The sequence below is a fragment of the Vibrio sp. SCSIO 43140 genome (assembly GCF_023716585.1).
Classification (GTDB): domain Bacteria; phylum Pseudomonadota; class Gammaproteobacteria; order Enterobacterales; family Vibrionaceae; genus Vibrio; species Vibrio maritimus_B.
Genome location: NZ_CP071851.1, coordinates 1,730,878 through 1,755,376, shown reverse-complemented (window position 1 = coordinate 1,755,376; position 24,499 = coordinate 1,730,878). Strand labels below are relative to the sequence as shown.

The window sequence follows — 24,499 nt, the reverse complement described above, 5'->3', positions numbered from 1 at the left end:
GGAATGACGATGACAAAAATTGCATTTCAACATGACAGACCGTTGGATGCCATCGTTTTAGGACGCGCGGGTGTGGACTTATACGCCCGCGAATCAAAAACCGATATGGCGGACATTTCGGGCTTCAACAAGTTTGTTGGTGGCTCTGCTGCCAACATTGCGGTCGCAGTGAGCAAGCTGGGTGGCAAAGTAGGTTTTATTGGCTGCGTCGCTGATGATGCTTTTGGCGGCTATGTCAAAGGTTACATGTCAGATCAAGGGATAAACCTCGATGGCATGATGACGGACGATTCTGGCTCTCGCACTTCTGTCGCGTTTACAGAGATGAAGCCGAGCGACTGTACGGTTCTTATCTATCGCAATAACGCTTCGGATCTAACGATCAAGCCAGAACAGGTGGATCCTGAGTACATAGCGAGCTCTAAAGTACTGGTGGTTACCGGCACTGCGCTGTCAGAGAGCCCAAGCCGTGAAGCGACGCTTTTGGCGATGCAGCACGCTCGTCGCAGCAATACGCTCGTAGTGCTGGATGTCGATTATCGCCCTTACTCATGGCGCACCGATACTGACGCTTCGATTTATTACGGCATCGCATCGAGTCTGTCTGACATCGTGATTGGTAATCGCGAAGAGTTCGACATGATGGAAACCGTGATTGCACCGGGCAATAAAGACGACGACGCCACAGCAGAGCGCTTTATGCGTGACAACACGCAGATTGTTGTGATTAAGGCGGGCGAGTTTGGCTCAAAAGTCTACTGCCGTGATGGCTCCAAGTTCCAACAAGGCATCTTCCGTGTGGAAGTGAACAAGCCATTTGGTTCTGGTGACTCGTTTGCAGGTGGCTTGATTTGGACACTAGTGAATGGTGGCACCCTGCAAGAAGGCGTAAGAAACGGCTCTGCAGCAGCGGCGATAAACGTGAGTGGCGATAGTTGCACTGAAGCTATGCCAACCAAAGAGCAGCTTTTCGATTTTATTGAGACAAGAAACCAAGGTGTTTGATGGCATCAGTTTGATGTGGTTTTGAAGACAGCTTTTAGTCTCCCGGGCCGGTATTTCGACTCCAGATACTCGCGAAAATACAACCATCGTGGCCCGGTTTTTTTATCAGTGAATAAGTTTAGGAATAAAAACTGCGCTCATAAAAAGAGCAGTGAGGAGAAAGAACATGGGTAAACACATACCACCCTACGATAATAAAAATGAGCCCATTGTAGGTATTAATGACGAAGTGACACCTCTGTGTTATTTCAACCAAGTCTGTCTAACTCAAGGCGGAACGTTCAACCACGAAGTCGAAGGCTACGAGTCTGTGATTGTTCTAGCGGGCGGTACTTGCAGCGTGTCGGTGACCAATGGCGATGACACACAAGTATTCGACAACATCGGTAAGCGTGCCTCTGTATGGGACGGGAACCCAGAAGCGGTTTACGTTCCACTAGGCTATACAGCACAGATAGAGTGTGTGAGCGAAAATGCCGACATCATGATTGCTGGTGGTAAGTTTGAAGCTTCTCTAGAACCATTCTGTGTGCGTGAAGAGAACGTCGATATTGTTCAGTACGGTTCTGATGACACCAAAACACACCGTAAGATCAAGCATGTTCTTGGGCAGTCTAACTCGGACAAACGCGGTCGTTTGCTAGTTAGTGAGCTGTTTACCGTTGGTGCGGGTGGCTGGTCTGGCTTTCCACCACACAAGCATGATGAAGACCGTGTAAAAGAAGATGGCAGCCGTGAAACGCTATACGAAGAAGTGTATCAGTTCCGTTTCAACCCAGATTTCGGCTTTGGCGCACAGTTCCTGTATGAGCACGAAGATGACCATGGTCCGGTCTATCACGTAAAAACAGGGTCAGTGATTGCAATCGACAAAGGTTATCACCCAAGTGTGGCAGCGCCTGGCTATGAGATGTATTACTTCACCATCATCGTTGGCAAAACAGACAAGTCTTTGATCCAACACTTTGACCCACACCATGAGTATCAAGTAAATACCATTCCTGGTATCAAAGATATGATTGCGAAATTCAAATAGGAGGCGATGCATGTTAGTTAATCTTAATGATCTATTACCCGATGCAGCGGCTTCTGATTACTCCGTACCATGCTTTAATGTTTTTGGTTACGAAGACGCGAGAGCGGTAGTTGAGGCAGCGGAAGAGGTTGGTAAGGCAGTGATCCTTGCTTGCAACAAAGACGTTGTGGATTTTTATGGCGTTGAGACTGCAGCAGCTATGTTCCTAAACCTTGCACACAACAGCAGTGTCCCTGTTTGCTTGCACCTGGACCATACTTATGAAGAGGACATTGTTTATCGTGCGCTTAAAGCCGGTTTCAGCTCCGTGATGTTCGATGGCTCCCAGTTAACGCTGGAAGAGAATATCGCTCGTACTAAGAAAGTGGTCGACGTGGCACATGCGTTAGGCGCATCGGTTGAGGGTGAAATTGGTTCGGTACCTTATGAAGAAGGGCGTGACCATATTAAGTCTATCTATACCGAGCCAGAAGATGCTGCGCGTTTTGCAGAGGAAAGCGGCGTTGATTGTGTGGCTATTTCAGTTGGCAATATTCACCGCCTGACGGAGCCAACCTGTACGATTGATTTTGGTCGTTTGGACCGCATCGCGAGCGAAGTTAGCGTGCCCCTTGTTATTCATGGCAGCAGCGGAATTCGCGACGAAGATATGCTCAAGCTAAAGCAGAGCCGCGTATCTAAGTTCAATATCGGCACCTGCTTGCGTCAAGCATTGGGTCACAATCTACGTGGTTATATGAATGATGAACCGCAGAAATTTGATCGAATCTACTTTATGCAGAAGGCAATGCCGTATGTTAAGCAAGAAGCGATTCGCAACTTTGAGTTATTATCTTAAAATAGAGTCCCCAACCTAACATAGGGAAGGGGACCGGTTGACTATTTATTGCGTTCGAATAGGAGAGCGTTATCACTATGGATGTAGAAGTAAAAGTGCCCGCTGATTTAGACACGCTGCGCGAGCTTATTGTGAAGCGCTACGATAGCTTGAGCAGTAGATTGCAGCAGGTAGCCGACTTTGTCATGGAACAGCCAATGCTGGTCGCCGTAGAAACCATGGCTACCATTGCCCAGCAAGCCAATGTACCGCTGTCGACACTGAGTCGATTCTCTAATGCAATGGGCTTTGATGGCTTTACGTCTATGCAGATACTGTTCAGAGATCAGTATCTGAATCGCCCAAGAGACTACAAAGAACGTGTTCGTAAAGCACGTGAGATGGAAGACGTGCCACATGACTCTCCTCAAGCCATCTTTCAGGACTTCGGTGACGCTAACATTGATGCGTTAGAGCAGTTACAAGTCATGGTCTCTCCACAGAAGCTTGAACGTGCTGTAGCGATGCTTGAAGAAGCGGAAACCATCTACATTCAAGGGATGCGCCGAGCGTACCCAGTTGCATTTTATCTCTGGTACGCACTGATGAAATCAGACAACAACGTGGTGCTGTTAGATGACCATGGCGGTATGTTGTCGCCTATGACACGTCGAATGAATGAGAAAGACGTGCTATTTACGGTGACATTTAACCCTTACGCGCAAGAGACCAGTGATCTCATTGACGAAGCGTATAAGAAGAACGTACCGATTATCGCTATTACCGACAATCAAATGACGCCTCAAGGCAGTAAGATGGAAGTCTGTTTCGAGGTCCAAGAGGGTGAAGTGATGGGATTCCGCTCTTTGAGTAGCTCAATGTATCTTGCCCAAACTCTCGCGGTCAGCTTGATGTGCCGTGAAGTGAAATAATCACAATTAATGACCACCAACCCAATTAAAGAGTAAGCCTTGTAAAGCTGAAGCAGCAAGGCTTGGTCTCTTGCTGCCCAAATTCAAGGAGATACTCCATGCGTTTTGCCTTACACGGAATGTGCTCACTGCACAGCAATGTGATGTCGGACATTCGTCTCGCTCATGACACTGGCTATCAAGGTCTTGAAATTCATACAGAAAAGCTGTGGCGCTATATCAAAGCAGGCTTATCTGCTGAGCAGTTTAAACAGCGCCTGGACCACTTTAATATCGAACCGACGGCTATCGACATCATTGGTGCTATCGAAGTGACCGACAAAGCCTCGAAAGCGCAGCTATTCAAAGATACTGAGATCCTGTGTCAGTTTGCTCAACAGATCGGTGCGCCGACGATTCAGCTTAATGCCTTCGAAGCCTTAAATGGGTTGACGCTAGATCAGAACATCGAACTTACCGCACAGAACATTCGTTCTATTGCCGATATTGGTAAAGACTACGATGTTCGCTTTCAGTACGAGGGTGCGGCATGGACACCGATCGCAACGCTGGATGACTACTATCGCTTGTTGGATGCAGTAGGGCGTGACAACTTCGGCTTCGTTCTTGATACCTGGCACTTCTGGGCATGTCGCGGAGCAAGTCTCGAGCAAATAGCCAGTATTGACCCTGCGCTCATCTATAACGTCCATATCTCTGATGGCGCGCGTCCAGAAGAGGGCGCTCCGTGGCCTGACGAGAGAGAGTTACGAGGCCACTTTATTGGGCAAGGCGATATTCCGCTTAAAGAATGGGTCGACGCCATCCAATCAACCGGCTATCAAGGATTCTACTCAGGTGAATACCTCAATGACCAAATGTGGGAGCAGGATTATTACGATGTAGCGACCAAAATGCTTAAGGGCATGAAAGCACTGTTTTAACCCTTTACTGATTTGAACAACCGTTTACTCGTGGTGAAGTCCACTTAGCAGAGAAAAATCTCAGCATTAAGTGGACTTTGTTGTGTATATCACGAAATAAATATTTCATAAGTATAATATTGAATTAAATATTTCATGAGATACCGATGCCACCAACGGAGAATCCCCTATGTCTCACCTACTGTCGAAGTATTCTCAATCACAATCCGATTCCCGAGTTCAATCGATTACGCCTGAGAGTGCCAACTGGGGATATGTTGGATTCTCTGTTCACGAGATTGCATCTGGTGAATCCTTGGTTCTCGAAAGCTCTGCGACTGAAAAATGCTTAGTTCTGGTATCGGGTAAGGCGACGGTGACAGCAGGCAATCAGGTCTTTAGTCATATCGGTGAGCGTATGTCACCATTTGAGAAAGACACCGACCAGCAGCGTATCAAGCCGCATTCGGTTTATGTCGCGCCACAGCAGCGCATTCAAGTTGTTGCTGAAACCGATTTAGAACTTGCCGTGTGTGAGGCGCCGAGCAAGGGTAATTTAGAGACCCGATATATCACGCCGCAAGAGGTTGATGCAGAGCACAGAGGCAAAGGGCACAATCAAAGGTATGTGCACAATATTCTCCCTGATGACAAACCCGCAGACAGCTTGCTGGTGGTCGAGGTCTTTACCAACGAAGGCTGCACCAGTTCTTACCCAAGCCATAAGCATGACCAAGATATTGATGGCAAGGAAACCTATCTAGAAGAGACCTACTACCATCGCTTAAATCCATCTCAGGGGTTTTGTATGCAGCGTGTATACACAGATGATCGTGAGCTTGATGAATGTATGGCGGTTTACGACAAAGATGTGGTTATGGTGCCAAAAGGCTATCACCCAGTTGCCACGATTGCGGGATATGACAGCTACTACCTGAACGTAATGGCAGGACCTAAACGTAAATGGCAATTTAGTTGGGAATGCGACCACGCATGGATCAATTCTGAGGATTACAAGTAATCGCAATGAGTGTTGTATGGCTACCAACAGAGGCGATGCCGCTCATGAATCATTTTTTCTGGTCTGACTCAGTATTGAGTGAGACCAATGACAAGCAAAGGAAGGAGTGCAGAATGTATAATATCGCGCTGTTTGGAGCAGGGCGCATTGGGCAAGTTCATGCGGTAAACATTGCCAATCACCCTGAAACTAACCTGTATTCGGTCATTGACCCTTATGACGTGAATGCCAACATGTTGTGCGACCAATATGATGCTAAGCGTCAATCGATTGAAGAAGCGATGGCCGACAGTTATGTGGATGCCGTGTGTATTTGCTCGGCTACTGATACCCATGCTGACCTGATTGAACTTAGTGCGAAAGCTGGGAAAACGATCTTTTGCGAGAAGCCGATTGATCTCGACTCAAGCCGGGTACGTGATTGCTTAGGTGTCGTCGAGCAATATAAGGTTCCTCTGCTTGTCGGTTTTAATCGTCGCTTCGATCCACACTTTGCGAACTTAAAGCAACGCGTAGTTGATGGTGAAGTGGGTGAACCAGCAACGCTCACCATTACCTCTCGCGATCCTGAGCCACCACCAGCCGAGTACAGCAAGGTGTCTGGCGGTATGTTCCGTGACATGAGCATTCACGATCTTGATATGGCAAGATTCATCTTAGGTGAAGACCCTACCTCGATCACTGCTCACGGTAGTTGCAAGATTGATCCTGAGATCGGCAAAGCGGGCGATATAGATACTGGTGTGATTGTTCTGAACTTCGCCTCGGGTGCGATTGCGACCATTCTAAACAGTCGCAAGTCTGGATATGGGTATGATCAACGCATTGAACTGCACGGCGAAAAGGGGATGCTACAAGTAGCCAACGTTCGTGAGAACCTAGTGACGAGCACTTCCGATAGCGGTGCCCAAGATGCGAAACCACTGCACTTCTTCTTAGAGCGATACAAAGAGGCGTATATCGCCGAGTGGCAGCACTTTGTTGACGTTCTCAATGGCGCAGAGCCAAACTGCTCAGGCACCGATGGTGAGTTCGCGTTGCGCCTTGCGGATGCGGCGATAGTGTCTATGAATGAAAAGCGGACCGTGCCGCTTTAGCTCTAATCTGAAAAGGCAGCATTCTATTTGGATGAACTGATAAGTTATGGGGTAACTGATTTGATCAGGTACCTCACTTACCAATCAGCGGCGGAGAACGGCGATCCATCGGCCAAGGTTTAGCAAGCTCGTCAGCGAGGCTGCGACATAGGTCAGTGCTGCCGCTTTCAGAATTTTCTCTGCATGTTTCAGGTCGCCATCGTGCAGGTAGTTGCCTTTCTGTAGGATAGGTAAAGCCTTACCATAACTGGCATCGAACTCAACCGGAAGAGTTAACAGGTGCACCAAGGTACTTAATGCCATCGAAACAACACCTATCATAATCGTTATCGCACCCGCTTGCGGCACGCGAGTCAGCATAAGGACAACAGGCGCTGCAACAAGCATCAATCCAGCAATGCGCTCGCCAATTATGGCTGTTTTTACAAGCTTTTGCCGAGCTAGGAACAAGGTCTCTCTACGTGAATCTTGAATGGCATGCCCTACTTCATGAGCGGCGACAGTCACTGCCGTTAGTGAGTGCCCTGAGTAGTTGTTCGGCGTAAGACGGACAGCCTTGGCTGCGGGATCATAGTGATCACCTTGAGTGGTCTCCTCTACGTCAACGTTATCTAAGCCGAAGCTATCCAACAGGTGACGAGCTAGCTCAGCACCGCTTCCCTGCTCGCGGTAGCGGTCAGCCGGTTGACTGTATTTTTCCATCACGTGCTTGACCCATAGGCCAGGACCAAAGACGACTGTCGCGATTAAGATTAATAGGATTATCCAGAGCATTAATTCAGTTTGTTATCAGCAATTATGTGGCTACTGGTTATTATACGCATAAAATGACCGGCAGATACTCGCTATCACGCCAAGTCAGATGCTCTCTTGGTTCAATCTTCTTAGCTTACTCTGAGCTTCTCGGCTTATTGTGAGGTGGTGGCATACATGGTCAATACATCGAGTGGAACAATTTCAAGGGAGCTCTCTTCGCAGCTCGCTAGCACGACTAGTGGGGCCACTCCCGCTTGCCAAGCTTCTTTCCAGCGCAGTGCACAAAGACACCAACGATCTCCTGGCTTTAACCCTGGGAAGTCAAACTCTGGCCTAGGAGTAGAAAGATCATTACCACGGGCTTTGGTGAAGACGAGGAAGTCCTCTGTCATGACGGCGCAGATAGTGTGTTGACCCATGTCGCTACCAACGGTACGACAGTAGCCATCTCTAAAATACCCAGTATTAGGTTTGCAACCGCAAAGCTCTAACGGCTCGCCAAGTACGTTATTTGCGCTGTTCATTATCACTCCTAGCTTGAGGTTCCTCGGATACCAGTGTAGTCGAGAAGCCGGAATTATTGTGAAGTTAAGTACGTTGGCCTAGGGTCACTAAACATCTCCATCAGTTTACGTGATGGTATGTGTTTTGTTTTGGACTCAAAAATCGTCGAAACTGTAAACACGCAAACGAGATTGTCACATTAACCAGAGGAGACTCGAATGTATAAGTTTATTGGCGCGGCGCTATTCGCACTATTACTGACAGGCTGTGCAAATATGCCTACGGGCAGTAACGTAACGGTAGCCAAGCTCGACGAAGCACAATCGGCGCAATGTGAGCAACTTGGCCCAGTGATCATTCGCGTGCACCGCCGAGCTGACCATGAATCCGTGCTGAGAATTATGGCAGAAGACAAATACCCCAATGCCAATACTGTCGCAATCACCCGACTAGAGCCGAGTAGCCGTGGAATTGGCGGCAAAAAGGCAATGCGCTCCATTAGGGCAGTCGCATTCCAATGCGAAGCGTAAATCCAGTGCCCAAGGAATTCGGGCCCCTTTTGAGTATAAGATGGAGCTGGTTTTAACATTTTGCAACAGCCAACTTTCCTTGTGCTCAATTGCTATTGGCCGCTGAAGAAACTGTGCCCTGTCTCTTTACCTTCACTTGTAAGAGCTGCTAAGGCGCTGCCTTTGAGCAACTCAATACTTCTACCGAACTCGTAAGCTATCTCTATTGTAATAAATGGACCGCGTACTCTATGGTGTTCATCAAGAACAAAGAAGCCTTTCTCCGGTATGTTGATGATTTTGTGAAATTGTAACGTCAAGCTATTCCCTTGATTGACCTTTGCTTGGCTTTCAATGGTAATAGCGAAATGTGTGCACAGTATGGAGACGCTACTCGCCTTGGGTAGAATACTTAATGTTTCGAAGCTATCTGTGGTTCACTCGCCATCTTCGCTGTTAATTGCCATGGCGACAGCAATACTCTGAACCAAACAAAGTGAAGCGGATTGTGAGCGAAATGCGTCAACCTTCGCTTCCTTGATAACAAAACTGACGTCACTGAACGCGGCAAGCGGGCTTACCTGACTGTCAGTGATCACTATCTGCTTGGCACCGGCTTTAGAGGCAATTTCACTCAGCGCGATGGTTTCATTGGCATATGGACTAAAACTGATGGCGACAACAGCATCTTTCGCGCCGATCATACTAAGCTGCTCTTCGTACATCCCACCTAAGCCATCAATCAAAAATGCGCGTTTGTTTAAGTGGCGCAGCGCATAGGTAAAGTAAGAAGCGACACTGAATGAGCGGCGCAAACCAATAAGGTAGATGTTCTCGCAGTTTTCTAGAATATCGATAGCACGATTGAGATCGTCCTCAGAGGTCTGATTAGCAAGAAAATTCATTGCTTGTGAATTGGCGTTGGCAAACTCTTGCAGTATCTGTTTAGGGCTTTCAGGTGCTAACGGCTCTGTCTGTAGCTGCTTGTGGATTCTGGCGCGATCAGTGTAGCTTGAGGTTTCTTCCACTATCTTGTTGCGAAATAGCTGTTTCATCTCATTGAAACCGCTAAAACCAAAAGCACTTGCAAAACGGATTAAGGTAGAAGGTGGCACTTCCGCTTTTTGAGCAATGACAGCTACCGTTTCCAAGGCGATATCATTCGGGTTATCAAGTACATACTTTGCGACTTGCTGAAGTCGTTTGCTCAGCTCGCTATATTGCTCTCGAATTTGCTCTTGAAGTTCACTCAATGTAGTTGCCACAGGCATAGACAGCTCCAAACTCACTTTTGTTTGCATTTCAATAAAATACCTTATTAGCTGATTATTTGAAATGTTTGTTTCATGGAATATTTATTGTGGGACGGGGAGGGTGTTTTGCTTTCGCTGCCGGTATCGAGCTTAAAGAAAACCGTAGAGCCAAAAGAAAAAAGCGCCTCGGACAAGGCGCGTTGAGCTAAACCGAGAGTGGTGCTTCCAAGGTTAGAGCACCACTTCGTACCCTACTCAAAGTTAGTATCTTGATGTGGGAGTGTTACTTACTCTTCTTGTGGCGTTTCATATCAAACATCACCGCAAAGATGATAACTAAGCCTTTAACCACCTGCTGCCAATACGCTGAGACGTTGAGCAGGTCGAGACCGTTTTGTAGGACACCCATGATCATGGTGCCTATGATGGTGCCTTGGATAGTACCAATACCGCCAGCGTGCGAAACACCACCTACGGTCGCTGCTGCGATAGCATCAAGCTCATACATGATACCAAGACCAGGCTGACCTGAGTTGATACGAGCTGCCAAGATAAGTGCTGAAATACCTGCGAGAAGACCGGCATAGGTATAAACCAATATTTTATAACGCTTTACATTGATGCCCGATACATACGCCGCGGTTTCGTTACCGCCAATCGCATACGCATACTTTCCGAAACGGGTATAGTTCAACAGTACGTAAGAGACAAAAGCCATAAAGGCAAAGATGATGACGGGAACGGGTATTCCAACGATGCTGCCTTGACCAATCCATTGATAAGAGTCGATCAGGCTACTTACAGGGCGACCATCTGAATAGAGCAGTGCTGCGCCGCGTGCGACGATCATCATGCCAAGTGTTGCGATAAAAGGAGGGATGCCCGTGTAAGCGATAAGCGCACCATTAATGTAGCCACATAATGCACCCACAGCCAAAGCTGCAATGATCGGCACTATGATCGGCAGTTCAGGCATACTGGGGTACATACGCATCGACCAATCAATGGTTTGCGCCATACTTGCTGAAACGACTGCTGCGACCGCGAGCACCGAACCAGATGACAGGTCGATGCCTCGAGTAATAATGATGATGGTGACACCAAGAGCAAGTAGACCAATACTGGCCATCTGCGTCATGACATTGAGCAAGTTAGCGACCGACAAAAAAACGGGCGAGAGGATAGACATGACGACGCACATGACAACAAACACCACGTAAATCGCATACTTGGATATCATTCTCTTGAAATTGGTTTGGGTTTGACCTTCTGGCGAGGTCGATTTAATCAGTTTCGCAATCATAACTGCATTCCTTGAGTTACTACTCTCTCCTCAAGTCGCTCTTCTGAGGACTCGTGGTGATTGAATTTAGGGGGTGGTTCAATTAACTAATTGAGTGCCATCGACATGATTTTTTGCTGGGTCGCTTCAGGTCCATCGATAAGACCTTTCAGCTTGCCTTCGTGCATTACCAAGATGCGGTCACTCATTCCCATGACTTCCGGTAGTTCTGAAGAGATCATGACTAAGCTTTTACCCATGCCGGTCAGCAAGCGCATGAGCTTGTAGATTTCGGATTTCGCCCCGACGTCAATGCCTCGTGTTGGCTCATCGAGGAACAGGATATCGGGCTTAGTCAGCATCCATCGAGCTAGCAACACCTTTTGTTGGTTCCCGCCGCTGAGGTTGTCGATCATTTCGTACATGCCTGGCGTTTTGACTTTCAGCTTTTCACAATGTGTTTGGCTGTCTTGCTTCATCTTTCTGACATCCAGCACATTGACCACTTTATTTCGGTATGCGTCCAAATGAGCAATCGAAGTATTGGCGAAGATATCGAGCATCAAGTAGAGCCCTGAATGACGTCGATCCTCTGTTAGGAAAGCCATTTTGTGTTGGATGGCATCTTGTGGCGTATTGATTTCCACATAGTCGCCATTAATTCGAATGGTTCCAGCATCCTTTTGTCTAACACCGAAAAGGGTTTCGATAAGCTCTGTTCGTCCCGCTCCGACGAGACCTGCAATACCGAGTATTTCACCTTCATGGAGTGTGAAGTTGATGTCGTTGAATGCGCCATCGACGCTGAGATTCTCAACTTCTAACCGTGTTTTGCCGGGCTTGGCGGTGGCTGGTGGGAATACATCGCCTAAGTCACGACCTACCATCATCTGCACCAGTTCATCGTTGTTGGTTGCCTTTGCTTCTCGCTCGCCCACAAAGCAACCATCACGAAACACGGTGATATCGTCGCAAATTCTAAAAATCTCATCCATTTTGTGGCTGATATAAACAATGGCGCAGCCACGAGCTTTTAGCATTTCAATGATGTCAAAGAGATGGTCTACCTCTTTGTCAGTAAGTGCTGAGGTCGGTTCATCCATAATGATGATCTCGGATTGGTACGAGATCGCTTTGGCGATCTCGACCATTTGCATGGTGGCAACCGTGAGATCACTCATTGGTGTTTTAGGGTCGAGCTTAAGATCTAACTTCGCCAGCAACTCTGCGGTATCACTGTACATTTTGGCGTGGTCTACTAGTCGTAAAGGGCCTTTAAGAGGCTCTCGACCTAACCAGATGTTTTCCGCGATACTGCGGTGCAAAATTGGCGATAGCTCCTGATGTATCATTGAGATACCAGCTTCAAGTGCTTCCTTTGCACCTTGGAACTCAACATTCTCACCCTTATAGCGAATGGTGCCGCTATCGCGCTGGTAGATACCGAACATCACCTTCATTAGCGTAGATTTTCCGGCACCGTTTTCACCCATCAATGCCATGACTCGACCTTGCTTTAACGTGAGCTGAACGTTATCGAGCGCCTTTACACCTGGGAAGGTTTTGGTAATGCCACGCATTTCTAGTAGGACTTGACTCATACTATTACTACTCCGAAAAATGCTCCGTATTCTTGAGAGGGGGAGAATACGGAGCGAGGGTGGTTAACCTTTCTGCTTCGCTTCAAATGCTTCTAGATTGCTTTGAGTCACGAGCTCGGCAGGGATCCAAGTGACTTGTTCGTGTTGTTTGCCGTTAACAGCGTCAACCGCTGCATCAATAGCGCCTCGAGCTTGACCGGCACCATCTTGGAATACCGTAGCGCTTAGCGCGCCATCTTTTACCGCGACGAGACCATCAGGGGTGGCATCAACTCCGACAACAAGCGTGTCATCCAGTTTGCCAGCAGCGCGAAGCGCTTGAATTGCACCGAGTGCCATGTCGTCGTTATTGGCAACGATGATGTCAAGTTGGTCGCCAGAGTTGAGCCAGTTTTCCATTACAGTCATGCCTTGCGAGCGCTGCCATAGACCGGTTTGCTTTCTTACTACATTGAAATTCGGATTGTTTGCCAAGAAGTCTTCTACGCCTTTGGTACGCATAACGGCAGCTTCATGAGTCAACATACCCATTAGTATCGCGACATTGCCTCCGTCGACTGAATCCGTGACGTATTGAGCCTGTGTTTCACCAAATTTCAGTTCTTCGGAACCCACGTAGAAAACACTGTCAGGGAGGTAATCAGGTCGGCGGTTTAGATAGACAAGTTCGATACCTGCTTTAATGATTCGGTCTGTAAGCGGCTGAGTTGCATCAGTGTTGACCGGAACCAAAATGATGGCGTCCATTTGCTGAACAATGAAATTTTCGACTTGGCCTAGCTGTTTAGCGGCATCCTCTTTGGCATCCACAAAGGTCAGTTCGACCTTGCCATCAAATTGATCCGCGTATTTGTCCATCGCGTCTTTCATGTAGACCATAAAGGTGTCATCGAAGTTTGGTATCGCGACGCCGATGCGTGTCACATCTTCTTTTTTCGCCTCTTGGCCGCAGGCTGTGAGAACAATCAGTCCCATCACCATTAACGTACCTTTGAGTAGTGCTTTCGTGTTTGACGCGAGTGTTAACAATCTGTCCAGCAACATAGTAATCCCTTGTTTCTCCGTTGACATAAATGCCTCCTTGGTATCTATCACACCTATCTTTCGATAAATATGAACATTTCATTTCGTTATTAGATGAAATTTCTAGAGTGTTTATTCAGTATTTACTCTGACTTTTTATAAAACGGTCTGGATAGTTCGTATTGAAAAATATTTTCTATCTCCCGTTGGTTTTTAACTATATGTTGATGTTTAAATTATCACCACTGTTAATGTGGCATAAATGTTAAAAGTGTTACGCTGATCTCGTTGGTTTTCTTGGCTTAGTGCTAATTTTTACTTTAAGTGTTTGATTTAATGTTAAATACATATTTTTTAACGTGTGTTTAATTAAAGTATCCACTAGAGCTTTTGTTCGTATTGAGTTTTGAAATGAGATTGTCGATAAATGAAAAAATATTATCAAAATCTTATCGTATTCTGCGTCGGCTGTTCGGTTTGGTCGAAAAAGAAGCGGCAGATCACGGTTTTCTATAATAATTTCACTCTATAATAAAATGAAATAAACGTTTCATTTGATCTTGGAGGAGATTACATGATGAGGCAGCAGGATAAGATGTTTGACGTGATCTGCATGGGTAGGGTCGCCGTCGATTTTTACGGTCAACAAATAGGCTCCCGTTTAGAAGATATGAGTAGTTTTGCCAAGTACCTTGGAGGGTCATCGGGGAACGTCGCCTATGGTACGGCAAGACAAGGTTTAAAGTCGTCAATGCTCGCTCGAGTTGGTGATGAGCACATGGGGCGCTTTTTACGCGAGGAGCTAAACAGACTCGGCGTTGATACCAGCTATTTAATTACTGATAAAGAGCGGCTGACGGCGTTGGTGATTCTTGGTATCAAAGATGAAGATACCTTTCCGCTGATTTTCTACCGTGACAACTGTGCTGATATGGCGATTACAGCAGATGACGTTCATGAAGAGTATATTGCCTCCTCGCGTTGCCTAGCGATTACTGGAACTCATCTCTCTAACCCGAAAACCCGTGATGCCGTCTTAACGGCGCTCCGTTACGCTAGAAAACACGGTGTTAGAACGGCACTTGATATCGACTATCGCCCAGTGCTTTGGGGGCTCACGTCGCTTGGCGATGGGGAAACGCGCTTTATCGAATCTGGAGCCGTCACTGACCAGTTGCAAGAAGTATTAGGTTTGTTTGATCTTATTGTTGGTACGGAAGAAGAGTTCCATATTGCAGGTGGGTTCACAGATACCCTTCAAGCGCTAAATGGCGTTCGAAAAGCGACAGATGCGGTCTTGGTTTGTAAGCGAGGAGCACAAGGCTGTTCAGTGTATGAATCGCAAATCCCAGATCACCTTGACGGCGCCATTAATGCAACGGGGGTTCGAGTGGATGTGCTTAACGTGCTTGGTGCGGGCGACGCATTTATGTCCGGCTTACTAAGAGGTTACCTCAATGATGAAAGCTGGCAGCAAGCGTGTGATTATGCCAACGCCTGCGGCGCTCTGGTCGTTTCTCGACATGGCTGCGCACCCGCAATGCCGAGTAAAGAAGAATTGGATGATTACTTATCTCGTGCAGAATCCGTCCCTAGACCTGATCTTGATACCAAGCTAAACCACCTTCACCGAGTGACAACACGAGATAAGTCATGGGGCGACTTGTGCATACTGGCATTTGATCATCGAAGCCAGTTTGAGCAAATGGCTCAAGATGCTGGCGTATCAGTGTCTCGAATTTCACCTCTTAAGCAACTGATTTTAAATGCATACCAAGAGTCGGTAGACGAACTGGGGCTGCAGGGGCAAGCGGGACTATTATGCGATAGTACTTACGGACAAGCGGCGCTTAATCAAGCCACAGGCAAAGACTGGTGGATCGGTCGTCCTATCGAATTGCCAAGCTCCCGACCTCTGGTGCTCGAACACGGCAATATTGGTTCTCAACTGGTGTCTTGGCCGCAGGAGCACATCGTGAAGTGCTTAGTTTTCTATCACCCAGATGATGAGCAGGGACTTAGAGTTGAGCAAGAGAAGACTCTCGAAGAAGTGTACCTAGCCTGTTGTCAGTCTGGGCATGAACTGTTGCTCGAGGTCATTCTTCCTAAAGACCTGCCCCAAGATGAAACAAACTATATTGCGGCCATCGAGCGCTTCTATGAGCTAGGTATTAAGCCCGATTGGTGGAAACTGCCTGCATTAACAGCCTCGTCGTGGAGTCAGCTAGAGCGTGTGATCGAGAATCAAGACCCTCACTGTCACGGCGTGGTGTTGCTCGGCCTAGATGCCCTTCAAGAGCAGTTAATCGAAGGCTTTGCCAATGCGAGAGCGAGCTCATTAGTCAAAGGATTTGCTGTTGGTCGAACTATCTTTGGCGATGCGTCTCGTGCTTGGCTTGCTGGGACGATCGATGATGAAACCTTTAAGAATCAAATCAAACTGAAATACCAAACCCTAATTTCTGCTTGGCAGCAAACCGCGTAACTCACAGAGTATTTGGAGCACATATGGAAACCGTTCAAAACTATATCGCAGGTGAAATCGTTTCAAGTCACAGCGAACGCTTTGCACCTGTCTATAACCCTGCAACAGGGGAGCAAATCAAACAAGTAGTACTCAGTTCGGAACAAGAGGCCAACGAAGCGATTGAAGTCGCCAAGCAAGCATTCAGTTCGTGGTCAAAAACCTCACCGCTTAAGCGTGCACGTGTAATGTTCAAGTTCAAATCATTGCTAGAAGCGAACACGGATAAATTGGCACGATTGATATCTACCGAGCATGGCAAGATTTACTCAGATGCGGTCGGTGAGGTAACGCGTGGTTTAGAAGTGGTCGAGTTTGCTTGTGGTATACCGCATCTACAAAAAGGTGAGCATTCAGCGAATGTAGGGACAGGTGTTGATAGCCATTCTCTCATGCAGCCTGTAGGGGTATGCGTGGGTATTACGCCTTTTAACTTTCCCGCTATGGTCCCAATGTGGATGTTTCCTATTGCCTTAGCGACAGGTAATACATTCATCTTGAAGCCGTCCGAGAAAGATCCATCAACGGCATTGCTGCTCGCTGAACTGCTTAAAGAAGCCGGGTTGCCAGATGGCGTGTTCAACGTCATCAATGGCGATAAAACAGTGGTGGATACGCTCCTGACATCACCTGATGTCGATGCGGTTAGCTTTGTCGGCTCAACGCCAATCGCCGAGTATATCTTCACGACAGCCTCAGCGCATGGCAAGCGTTGTCAAGCACTCGGCGGTGCTAAAAATCATTGCATTCTGATGCCAGACACTGACCTTGATATGGCGGTGAACGCGATAGTGGGTGCAGCGTTCGGGGCAGCAGGTGAGCGATGCATGGCCTTATCGGTTGCCGTTGCTGTCGGTGATGAGATTGCAGACCAACTGATTGAGCAGCTCAAAACAAAAGTTGCTGCGATGCGAGTCGGACCGGGTTTAGTGGATGGGCAAGAAAACGACATGGGTCCCGTAATCTCTGCGGAGCATAGACAAAAGATCTGCGATTACATTTCTACGGGTGAGAGCCAAGGCGCGAAGATCGTTATCGACGGGCGAGACTTTTCGGTGGCCGGCAATGAAACGGGCTTTTTTGTAGGTCCAACACTCATCGATAATGTCACGCCAACGATGACCATTTATCAAGAGGAAATTTTTGGTCCTGTCTTAGCGGTAGTTCGTGTCTGTGATTATGACACGGCGCTTAAGCTTATCAATCAGCATGAGTTTGGCAATGGCACCGCAATCTTTACTCGTGATGGAGAGACTGCTCGTCAGTTCAGTGAAGATGTACAGGCGGGCATGGTGGGGATCAATGTACCTATTCCAGTTCCTATGGCGTTCCATAGTTTCGGTGGTTGGAAACGCTCTGTGTTTGGTCCTCTCAATGTTCATGGTAATGATGGCGTTCGTTTCTACACCAAAATGAAAACAGTCACGAGTCGCTGGCCAACCAGTGTTCGCCTAGAGCAGCACAGTAGCGCGTTTACGATGCCAACAATGGAGTAAACGTCTATCAGTTTGTATAACATAAGACCGCCAAAGTGCGGTCTTTTCTATTTGCTTGCTCTGAGTTGATCTTCAATCAATCCTCGTAGCCAAGTGAGCGCTGAGTTTCGGGCCATTTTCGTTGGCCACACCATATAGGAGTCAAAGGTTTTGGTTTCAAATGGGAAGGGCAACGACTGTAAGTTGAACATCTCTCCGTACTGTAGAAAGAGAGTTTCCGGCACGACTGCAAGTGCTTGAGACTGTGATACAGACGGCAACATACCAAGTAGTGATGAATGTTGGCTGAAGACTTTGCGGGGTGGCAGCACATCACTCACTAACCATTCTACAAATGTTAGATTCTCGCGACGAATGTTAAGCAGAACATGGTTTTCGTCCATGTACCTTTGTTTGGTCATCTTGCCATCTTGTAGCCTGGGATGAGTCGCGCTGGCAATACAGATCAAGCCGTCACTGTGCAGAAGTTTAGACTGAAATACACGACTATCTGATGGAGCAACATCGATCACCAAGTCTACTTTTTCCATGCGCAAGTCTTCGTAGATACGCGCGTCTTTGGGGGGGAGTTCTTTCAGTACAAGCGAGATGTTGGGATATTTTTCAAACACATGCATACGCTTGTGTAGACGCAGTAAGGCTGCTTCATGACAATAGATAACGAATCGACGTCGACTGGATTCTGGCTCAAAGTTGGCGAGCCCTTCGATGAACCTATCAATCCCGAGAATATGTTCTTGTACGTGCTCATAGAGCTCAACCGCAAAGCGGGTTGGCTTGATGCCACGCCCTGTGCGCGTGAAGAGCTCACCGCCCACAGCGTCTTTCAACCTTGCTAATGCATTACTGACCGATGACTGCGTTAAATCGAGCTGTTCTGCCGATTTCGTGACCGACTCTGTCTCGTATGTGGACACAAAAACTCGCAGCAGGTTGAGATCAAACTTCTTTCCGTTAGCCTTTCCCGTTTTATCATTGTTATCCATTGTGCATCCTTGCCAAGTGTATGTGTAGAGGAATTAATCCAAGTTTTTCTTAAATCTTAGTGCAGCAACAACAATACCGATGACGGTAAACCCTGCGAGCCAGAGTGTATCTCGCCACATGTCCATTAAATCAGCGCCACGTAAAATAATTCCTCGGATCATGCGCATAAAGTGGGTCGCGGGTAATGCTTCGGCTATCCACTGTGCCGCCATTGGCATGGCTTCGTAGGGGAACATAAAACCAGACAACAGAATGGAAGGAAGCAAGATAAACACTGTCATCTGCATGGCTTGAAGCTGAGTCTGAGCAATGGTCGAGATAACGAGCCCAAGCGTTAAGCTTGCGGCGATAAATAGTAGGCTGCCAAGCAGTATCTGACTAATTTGTCCGTTAATCGGTACGCTGAAAATCAAATAGCCTAGCCCCAAAATAATAAAAATCTGGATAAGACCAATGAAGATATAGGGCACGATCTTACCTATCATCAACTCCATCGAATGAATAGGAGTGGTGATGAGTAGCTCTAAATTGCCACGCTCACGTTCACGCACTATCGCGGCGCTGGTAAATAGAATCATGGTCATGGTTAAGATTACACCAAGCAGACCAGGCACAATATTTACTGCAGAACGTTGGCTTGGGTTATAGAGCAGTGTCGCTTCAAAGGTTTTGGTTTGATTGGGCTGATAGCCCGCGATGGCAAACTCAGCGATGGGCATGGTTTGAAGTGAGAGCAACGCAGCGCTGACCATAGTATCTGAGCCATCGACAAGCCATTGTCCGAGCGTCTCTTGGTGGGTAATGCGCTGCGTAAGGTTAGTGGGCAATATGAGCGCAGCGCGCACTACTCCCTCTCTGATTGCGGTCTCTGCTTCCTTAACCGTGGGATAATAGGCTTTGACATTGACCACCTGAGTGACTTTCACCGCTTCGACAATCACTCGCCCAGGGGCTGATTCACTCTTATCGACGACAGCAACGGGTATGTTGCGAACGTCAGTATTCATGGCAAAGCCAAATAGAATCAGTTGGATCAGAGGGATCATGATCACCATGCCAAATGTAATGCGGTCTCTCGACAGTTGGCGGATTTCTTTGACCATGATAGCGCTCATGCGCGTTAGACTTTTCATTGGCGACCTTCTCCTGTGACAGAGACAAACACATCTTCTAGGCTCGGTCTTGCGGGAGTGAGTTCGGCATCTGCGAGCTCAGGGACAGTTTGAATGAGCCACTTAATCGGGTCCGCCACATTCTGATAGATCAGTACTCGCAGTCGAATACCCAACTGAGCGGCAGAGCGAACCTCTGAACAAGCAATAAGACGTTCTTTCAGCGCTCTCAAGTTAGGTGCTTTGACTTCAATGATGTTGACCCCCATATTGTCCATCAGCTCTTCAGGCTCGCCATCTGCCCGCATTTCGCCGGATTCCATAATCGCAAGTCGATGGCAGCGCTCCGCCTCATCCATGTAGTGCGTTGTGACAAGTATGGTCGTGCCTTGATCGCTAAGATCGAACAGCTGTTCCCAAAAATCACGTCGATTCTCTGGGTCGACAGCAGAGGTGGGTTCATCGAGAAATAGCAGTTCTGGGCGGTGCATGGTCGCCGAGGCAAGAGAGAGCCTTTGTTTCTGTCCACCACTCATACCACCTACGCGCTGTTTTTGAAGATCAGTGAGTCCATAGATGGTCATTTGTTCTGCTATGCGCTGTTTTAGCAGCGCTCTGTCTAAACCGAAGATCTGACCGATAAACTGAAGGTTCTCAAGAACCGTTAAGTCATCATACAGAGAGAACTTCTGAGTCATGTAGCCGATCTTGAGTCTAAGGGCTTCTGACTGCTCTGGGATCTTCAGACCCAGAACATTCACTTTTCCGTCAGTAGGACTAAGTAATCCCGTCAACATGCGTATGGTCGTCGATTTGCCACACCCATTTGGCCCCAGAAAACCATAGATGCTGCCTTTGGGCACAGACAAGTTGATACCGTTAATAGCGGTAAAATCACCGAACTTCTTAACTAGGTTGGTTGCGGTTACAGCAATATCAGTCATCTATTTGAGTCCTTGCAGGTCAACTTGAGCAGGGACGCCGGTAGGCAAGTTTTCAGCACTCTCCGGAAGGTCGACCTCGGCAAGGTACATGAGTCGAGAGCGCTCATCTTCTGTTAACGCGTAGTAGGGGGTAAATGATGGATCGGCGGCAACCCAGCGCACCGTGCCTGTCAGTACCTCGTCCAGACCATCAACATGAACATTGACCTCTAAACCGGGTACAAACTTGACTCGCACTGAAGAAGGGACATAAACGCGAGCATAGGGAATCCTGTCGGCAAGAACGACAGCAACGAAAGCGCCTACAGACACTCGCTCACCGAGGTTATAGGGTAGGCTATCTAATATGCCATCTCGCGTTGCTACTATGGTAAGTTCATCTAGCTGTTGAGTTTGTAGTACAACATCCGCTCTCACCGCTGCAAGTGCGGCCTCAGCTTGAGTAATGTCTTCTGGACGCGAACCTGCAGTTAGCTTTGAGAATTCTTCATTGGCTGAGTTAAGCTCGGCTCTTGCGGTATCGCGACTAGCGACGGCTTGGTCTTTTTGAGACTGGCTGGCAAGTTTCTTTCTGACTAGTTCAGAGGCGCGCGAGTAGTTTTTCTGCGCCTCGGTTAATTTGGCTTCTGCCATGTCGACGCGCGCTTTTGCCGCGGCGATGTCCTCAGGTCTTTCACCATTAGTAAGGCGAAGTAAGTAGGCACTGGCTTTAGCTTCTTCAGCAATCGCATGAGCAAGCACGGCTTCTTGGCGCTTGGTGTCTAGGCGCACTAGTACGTCACCGGTTTTGACTCTGGTTCCTTCACGTACGGGGAGTTCGCGAATGATTTCACTTGCCGTTGAGGAGAAAGAAATACGGTCTCTCTCTAACGTGCCTAACGCCTTACCGTTGTCGTCATTCTGACAGCCAAGTAGTGCTAAGACGAGTGGAAAGATGACGAGCAGCGAACGTTTCATACATAACCCTTCTAACAGATTTCTACTATCAATATTAGAAGGGCAGTGGTGAATTTCTAGCTGAATTTCATCAAGTTATGAAGTCAAGTAGCTTTTGAGCAATTCGATGAGTCGAAAGATTTCTTTCGATTAATTTTAGTGGCATCTTGCCGCTGGAGACGATGTCCTTCCATTCATCAAACATATTGTGAAAACCTTTACTTGCCAGCATTGGTGTCCAATCCTTGAGCTGAACCTGCTCTACAAGGTTGTTTTGATAGCATTGACCTGACACAAATGAGTCAAAGCGATAGGCTCTGTCATCGTGGCTACTGCTAATGACTTCATGTGTGATGCCAAATTGACGATTCATCGAGGCTTCAAAGATCACGCCGCCTTGTTGCCACTTTACATCAAGTCGCGCTAGCTTAGCACCGTCCATTTGGTGCTGGACATGGATATCATCGAACTCGATGCTCCCGTTTAGATTAATACTGTCCAATGGATGAATAAAGTCGTCGAAAATAAAGGTTTTTGCATCACCTGGAAGTGCATGGCGGTGTTTTTCCCAGCGCAACGATTTCAGAGTTCCCGTATCCGATAGGGAGTGTTGGTTAATCAAAGGTAGGTGGCGGCGATTAAAACCGATATAAAGCGGTACCTGTCTTTTTTCTGCTAATTGATACAGGCTTTCACATTCTTCAAAGCTATCTGCCAGCGGCTTATCAACGAAAGTTGGAACACCATGTTCGAGGAAATATCTGGCAATTTCTGGGTGCACAGAGGTCGCAGCATGAATCATTACCGCATCAGGCTTAAAGTTGAGGACAGCTTGATACTGAGTGGTTGTGTCTATAACACGATATTTGCTTGCCAGCGCATTAAGAGTCGCTGTATCGCGAGTGCAAAATATGGGATGAACATCTGCTTGAGATGTCGTGAATGGCAGGTACGCTTTTTGGGCTATATCACCCATACCAATGTGTGCAATTTTCAATATAAGCCTCGGTTTTGACTGCTGTTTTACAGATTTATACTGTTTTTTGGCAAGTTAACACAGTGCATCTGTTTATTGCTACGACCCAGCTAGAAGATTTTGTTGCGGATGTTTTTAATCAGTTGTTAAACGTAATACGTTTTTTTCTAAATTGTCTGAAACCACATCACGTCCTGACACACTTTTGCTGTTTCTTACTAGTACCTGTCATGGGGATTTCGTAGATTAAGCTTCGTGGATTAAGTAAAGGAATCAGGGTTAGGGAATACCGTACTATCATGAAAGATCAGTTAACCATCTCAATTTCAACGATTAACGGCTCTTCGCATTGGCAATTGAGTAAATCAATGCGCCGAAGCTTAAAGAGTTTGGCGTGGATTGGTTTGGTGCTGGTGCTAGGCGCTGGTTTGTTGATTCAGCATTTGTATGAGGTAGTGGACTACGCCGAGCTAAAGCAGGCAGAGCTGGCAAGTGAGTCACAAACCCTTGGTGATGAGCTAGCAAATTTGCAAGACCTTAAGCAGAGTCTTCAACAAGATCTGTCTGAGCGGGAAGAGCGCATTACATTAGTCTCTGAGCGTCTTGCGGATCTAGAAAAGGTGTTAGGGGTTTCTGAGCCCACCGATGACATTGACCTCGATTCGCGACTTGATGCAGCTGCAATCCATTCTAACGTGCGTATGACCATGCTCAATCAGATACCGAGCGGTTCACCTGTAGGGAAAGAGCGCATTTCCTCTCAGTTTGGTAAGCGACAACACCCAGTCACTCGAAAATACAAAATGCACCGTGGTTTGGATTTTGCGGTTAATACCGGAACCAAAATCTATGCGCCAGCGGATGGTGTCGTTGAGGTTACCAGACGCAGCAACAAAGGCTCTGGAAACTTCCTTAGATTGCAGCATTCATTTGGCTTCTCTAGCTCCTATTCACACCTAAAAGGTTTTGAAGTTCGTCCAGGGCAATTTGTCCGTAAAGGTGAGCTGATTGCCATCTCGGGCAATAGTGGGTTGTCATCCGGTCCACATCTACATTATGAGGTTCGCTTTGTTGGGCGAGCACTGGATCCCAAACCCTTTGTGGAGTGGGGCGTGAATGATTTCGAAGATATTTTTAAAAAGGAACGAGCAATAAGATGGGAATCTTTAGTAAAAACAGTGGAACAAAGAGTCGCTCAGCAGCTTCAACTCTCATCGCCAAAGGCTGTGTTATTAGCGGAAAACTCAAACTAGAAAACGATATTCAAGTCGATGGTGTAGTTGATGGTCAACTGCATATCGAAGGGGTATTAGTGGTTGCTGAATCTGGTCGCGTAAAAGGAGAGGTGTTTGCCAAGCAGCTTGTGGTCAACGGCATCTTAGAGGGTGACTGTCACGCGGAGCAGATTCAAATCCTTGCGAATGGTCGCGTAAAAGGTAAGGTGTGGAGTAACAACTTGAGCATCGAACCGGGCGGTAAGTTTTTCGGTGAAACCGCAGAGTTACCTGAAAAAGAAGTTGTATCTTTGAAAAGTCAAACCAGCAAAGAGGTTAGTGCGGTTAAAGCTAATACCGCGAAAACCGACTCGAATGCCCCAGAGGCTAAAGCCGTTAAAACTGCATAATCGAATCCCCGCGCGTTCCAGTTTCTTTCTCTGGGACGCGCTGTTCCCTTCTCTTATCAATAAACTCATCAGCACGGTAGGCTATACTTCTGTAAGTCATTACGTACCTTAAAGTGACACTGTCACATAAGTGTAATGCAGACTAGAATGCCGCATTGTGAT

Annotated in this window: 24 protein-coding genes; 12 read left to right on the top strand and 12 right to left on the bottom strand. The window is 47.3% G+C overall.

What is annotated here, in order from left to right:
• Positions 1-9: 9 nt before the first annotated feature.
• The 7 genes from iolC (at position 10) to iolG (ending at position 6,810) form a co-directional block, all read left to right on the top strand.
• The gene (gene iolC, locus J4N45_RS26295) at positions 10-1,005 is read left to right on the top strand and encodes a 5-dehydro-2-deoxygluconokinase (protein ID WP_252015670.1); all 996 of its coding nucleotides are present in this window, start codon (positions 10-12) and stop codon (positions 1,003-1,005) included.
• A 166-nt stretch (positions 1,006-1,171) separates the two neighbouring features.
• Complete coding sequence (locus J4N45_RS26290; RefSeq protein WP_252015668.1) at positions 1,172-2,041, top strand: 5-deoxy-glucuronate isomerase; 870 nt, start codon at positions 1,172-1,174, stop codon at positions 2,039-2,041.
• A 10-nt stretch (positions 2,042-2,051) separates the two neighbouring features.
• On the top strand, positions 2,052-2,879 hold the full coding sequence (locus tag J4N45_RS26285) for a class II fructose-bisphosphate aldolase (RefSeq protein ID WP_234496205.1): 828 nt from the start codon (positions 2,052-2,054) through the stop codon (positions 2,877-2,879).
• A gap of 77 nt (positions 2,880-2,956) precedes the next feature.
• Complete coding sequence (locus J4N45_RS26280; RefSeq protein WP_042469746.1) at positions 2,957-3,790, top strand: MurR/RpiR family transcriptional regulator; 834 nt, start codon at positions 2,957-2,959, stop codon at positions 3,788-3,790.
• A 98-nt stretch (positions 3,791-3,888) separates the two neighbouring features.
• On the top strand, positions 3,889-4,713 hold the full coding sequence (locus J4N45_RS26275; RefSeq protein WP_252015666.1) for a sugar phosphate isomerase/epimerase family protein: 825 nt from the start codon (positions 3,889-3,891) through the stop codon (positions 4,711-4,713).
• 169 nt (positions 4,714-4,882) lie between these two features.
• A complete protein-coding gene (gene iolB / locus J4N45_RS26270; protein ID WP_252015665.1) occupies positions 4,883-5,713 on the top strand; it encodes a 5-deoxy-glucuronate isomerase in 831 nt (276 codons plus the stop codon).
• Between the two features lie 113 nt (positions 5,714-5,826).
• Complete coding sequence (iolG, locus tag J4N45_RS26265; RefSeq protein ID WP_252015663.1) at positions 5,827-6,810, top strand: inositol 2-dehydrogenase; 984 nt, start codon at positions 5,827-5,829, stop codon at positions 6,808-6,810.
• 84 nt (positions 6,811-6,894) lie between these two features.
• Here the strand turns inward: iolG and J4N45_RS26260 are convergent, their stop codons facing one another.
• Together J4N45_RS26260 and J4N45_RS26255 are read right to left on the bottom strand one after the other, a co-directional pair.
• Positions 6,895-7,584, bottom strand: coding sequence for a zinc metallopeptidase (locus J4N45_RS26260; RefSeq protein ID WP_252015661.1), 690 nt, complete (start codon positions 7,582-7,584; stop codon positions 6,895-6,897).
• Positions 7,585-7,718: 134 nt separating this feature from the next.
• Positions 7,719-8,090, bottom strand: coding sequence for a DUF2237 family protein (locus tag J4N45_RS26255; protein WP_252015659.1), 372 nt, complete (start codon positions 8,088-8,090; stop codon positions 7,719-7,721).
• Positions 8,091-8,288: 198 nt separating this feature from the next.
• On the opposite strand from J4N45_RS26255, the gene J4N45_RS26250 reads away from it, so the two are divergent.
• On the top strand, positions 8,289-8,600 hold the full coding sequence (locus J4N45_RS26250) for a hypothetical protein (protein WP_252015658.1): 312 nt from the start codon (positions 8,289-8,291) through the stop codon (positions 8,598-8,600).
• 92 nt (positions 8,601-8,692) lie between these two features.
• On the opposite strand, the gene J4N45_RS26245 is transcribed toward J4N45_RS26250, so the two are convergent.
• The 5 genes from J4N45_RS26245 to J4N45_RS26225 all read right to left on the bottom strand — a co-directional run bounded on the left by J4N45_RS26245 (position 8,693) and on the right by J4N45_RS26225 (position 13,786).
• Positions 8,693-8,899 (bottom strand): hypothetical protein, encoded by a 207-nt coding sequence (locus J4N45_RS26245; RefSeq protein ID WP_252015655.1) that lies wholly within the window; start codon positions 8,897-8,899, stop codon positions 8,693-8,695.
• Positions 8,900-9,016: 117 nt separating this feature from the next.
• Positions 9,017-9,850, bottom strand: coding sequence for a MurR/RpiR family transcriptional regulator (locus J4N45_RS26240; RefSeq protein ID WP_252015653.1), 834 nt, complete (start codon positions 9,848-9,850; stop codon positions 9,017-9,019).
• A gap of 265 nt (positions 9,851-10,115) precedes the next feature.
• Positions 10,116-11,135 (bottom strand): ABC transporter permease, encoded by a 1,020-nt coding sequence (locus tag J4N45_RS26235; RefSeq protein ID WP_252015651.1) that lies wholly within the window; start codon positions 11,133-11,135, stop codon positions 10,116-10,118.
• Between the two features lie 86 nt (positions 11,136-11,221).
• Positions 11,222-12,715 carry a sugar ABC transporter ATP-binding protein gene (locus J4N45_RS26230; RefSeq protein ID WP_252015649.1) on the bottom strand — a complete coding sequence of 498 codons (1,494 nt, stop codon included), beginning with the start codon at positions 12,713-12,715 and terminating at the stop codon, positions 11,222-11,224.
• Positions 12,716-12,778: 63 nt separating this feature from the next.
• On the bottom strand, positions 12,779-13,786 hold the full coding sequence (locus J4N45_RS26225) for a sugar ABC transporter substrate-binding protein (RefSeq protein ID WP_252015647.1): 1,008 nt from the start codon (positions 13,784-13,786) through the stop codon (positions 12,779-12,781).
• 529 nt (positions 13,787-14,315) lie between these two features.
• On the opposite strand from J4N45_RS26225, the gene J4N45_RS26220 reads away from it, so the two are divergent.
• Together J4N45_RS26220 and J4N45_RS26215 are read left to right on the top strand one after the other, a co-directional pair.
• Positions 14,316-16,223, top strand: a complete 1,908-nt coding sequence (locus J4N45_RS26220; protein WP_252017255.1) for a bifunctional 5-dehydro-2-deoxygluconokinase/5-dehydro-2-deoxyphosphogluconate aldolase — start codon at positions 14,316-14,318, stop codon at positions 16,221-16,223.
• Between the two features lie 23 nt (positions 16,224-16,246).
• Positions 16,247-17,758, top strand: coding sequence for a CoA-acylating methylmalonate-semialdehyde dehydrogenase (locus J4N45_RS26215; protein WP_252015645.1), 1,512 nt, complete (start codon positions 16,247-16,249; stop codon positions 17,756-17,758).
• 47 nt (positions 17,759-17,805) lie between these two features.
• Here J4N45_RS26215 and J4N45_RS26210 read toward each other — a convergent pair whose 3' ends face one another.
• From J4N45_RS26210 to J4N45_RS26190, 5 genes are all read right to left on the bottom strand, one after another.
• Positions 17,806-18,744 (bottom strand): LysR family transcriptional regulator, encoded by a 939-nt coding sequence (locus tag J4N45_RS26210; RefSeq protein ID WP_252015643.1) that lies wholly within the window; start codon positions 18,742-18,744, stop codon positions 17,806-17,808.
• 33 nt (positions 18,745-18,777) lie between these two features.
• Complete coding sequence (locus J4N45_RS26205) at positions 18,778-19,878, bottom strand: ABC transporter permease (RefSeq protein ID WP_234496219.1); 1,101 nt, start codon at positions 19,876-19,878, stop codon at positions 18,778-18,780.
• Positions 19,875-20,801, bottom strand: coding sequence for an ABC transporter ATP-binding protein (locus J4N45_RS26200; RefSeq protein WP_252015641.1), 927 nt, complete (start codon positions 20,799-20,801; stop codon positions 19,875-19,877). The genes J4N45_RS26205 and J4N45_RS26200 overlap by 4 nt, the downstream gene beginning before the upstream one ends.
• Positions 20,802-21,758: an HlyD family secretion protein gene (locus tag J4N45_RS26195; protein ID WP_252015639.1), complete on the bottom strand. Its 957-nt coding sequence runs from the start codon at positions 21,756-21,758 to the stop codon at positions 20,802-20,804. It abuts the gene before it with no gap.
• 70 nt (positions 21,759-21,828) lie between these two features.
• On the bottom strand, positions 21,829-22,734 hold the full coding sequence (locus J4N45_RS26190; RefSeq protein WP_252015637.1) for a Gfo/Idh/MocA family protein: 906 nt from the start codon (positions 22,732-22,734) through the stop codon (positions 21,829-21,831).
• 278 nt (positions 22,735-23,012) lie between these two features.
• Between J4N45_RS26190 and J4N45_RS26185 the strand changes: the two genes are divergently transcribed.
• Both J4N45_RS26185 and J4N45_RS26180 read left to right on the top strand, forming a co-directional pair.
• On the top strand, positions 23,013-23,966 hold the full coding sequence (locus tag J4N45_RS26185; RefSeq protein WP_234496222.1) for a M23 family metallopeptidase: 954 nt from the start codon (positions 23,013-23,015) through the stop codon (positions 23,964-23,966).
• The gene (locus J4N45_RS26180) at positions 23,870-24,337 is read left to right on the top strand and encodes a bactofilin family protein (RefSeq protein ID WP_252015635.1); all 468 of its coding nucleotides are present in this window, start codon (positions 23,870-23,872) and stop codon (positions 24,335-24,337) included. The genes J4N45_RS26185 and J4N45_RS26180 overlap by 97 nt, the downstream gene beginning before the upstream one ends.
• Positions 24,338-24,499 lie beyond the last annotated feature (162 nt).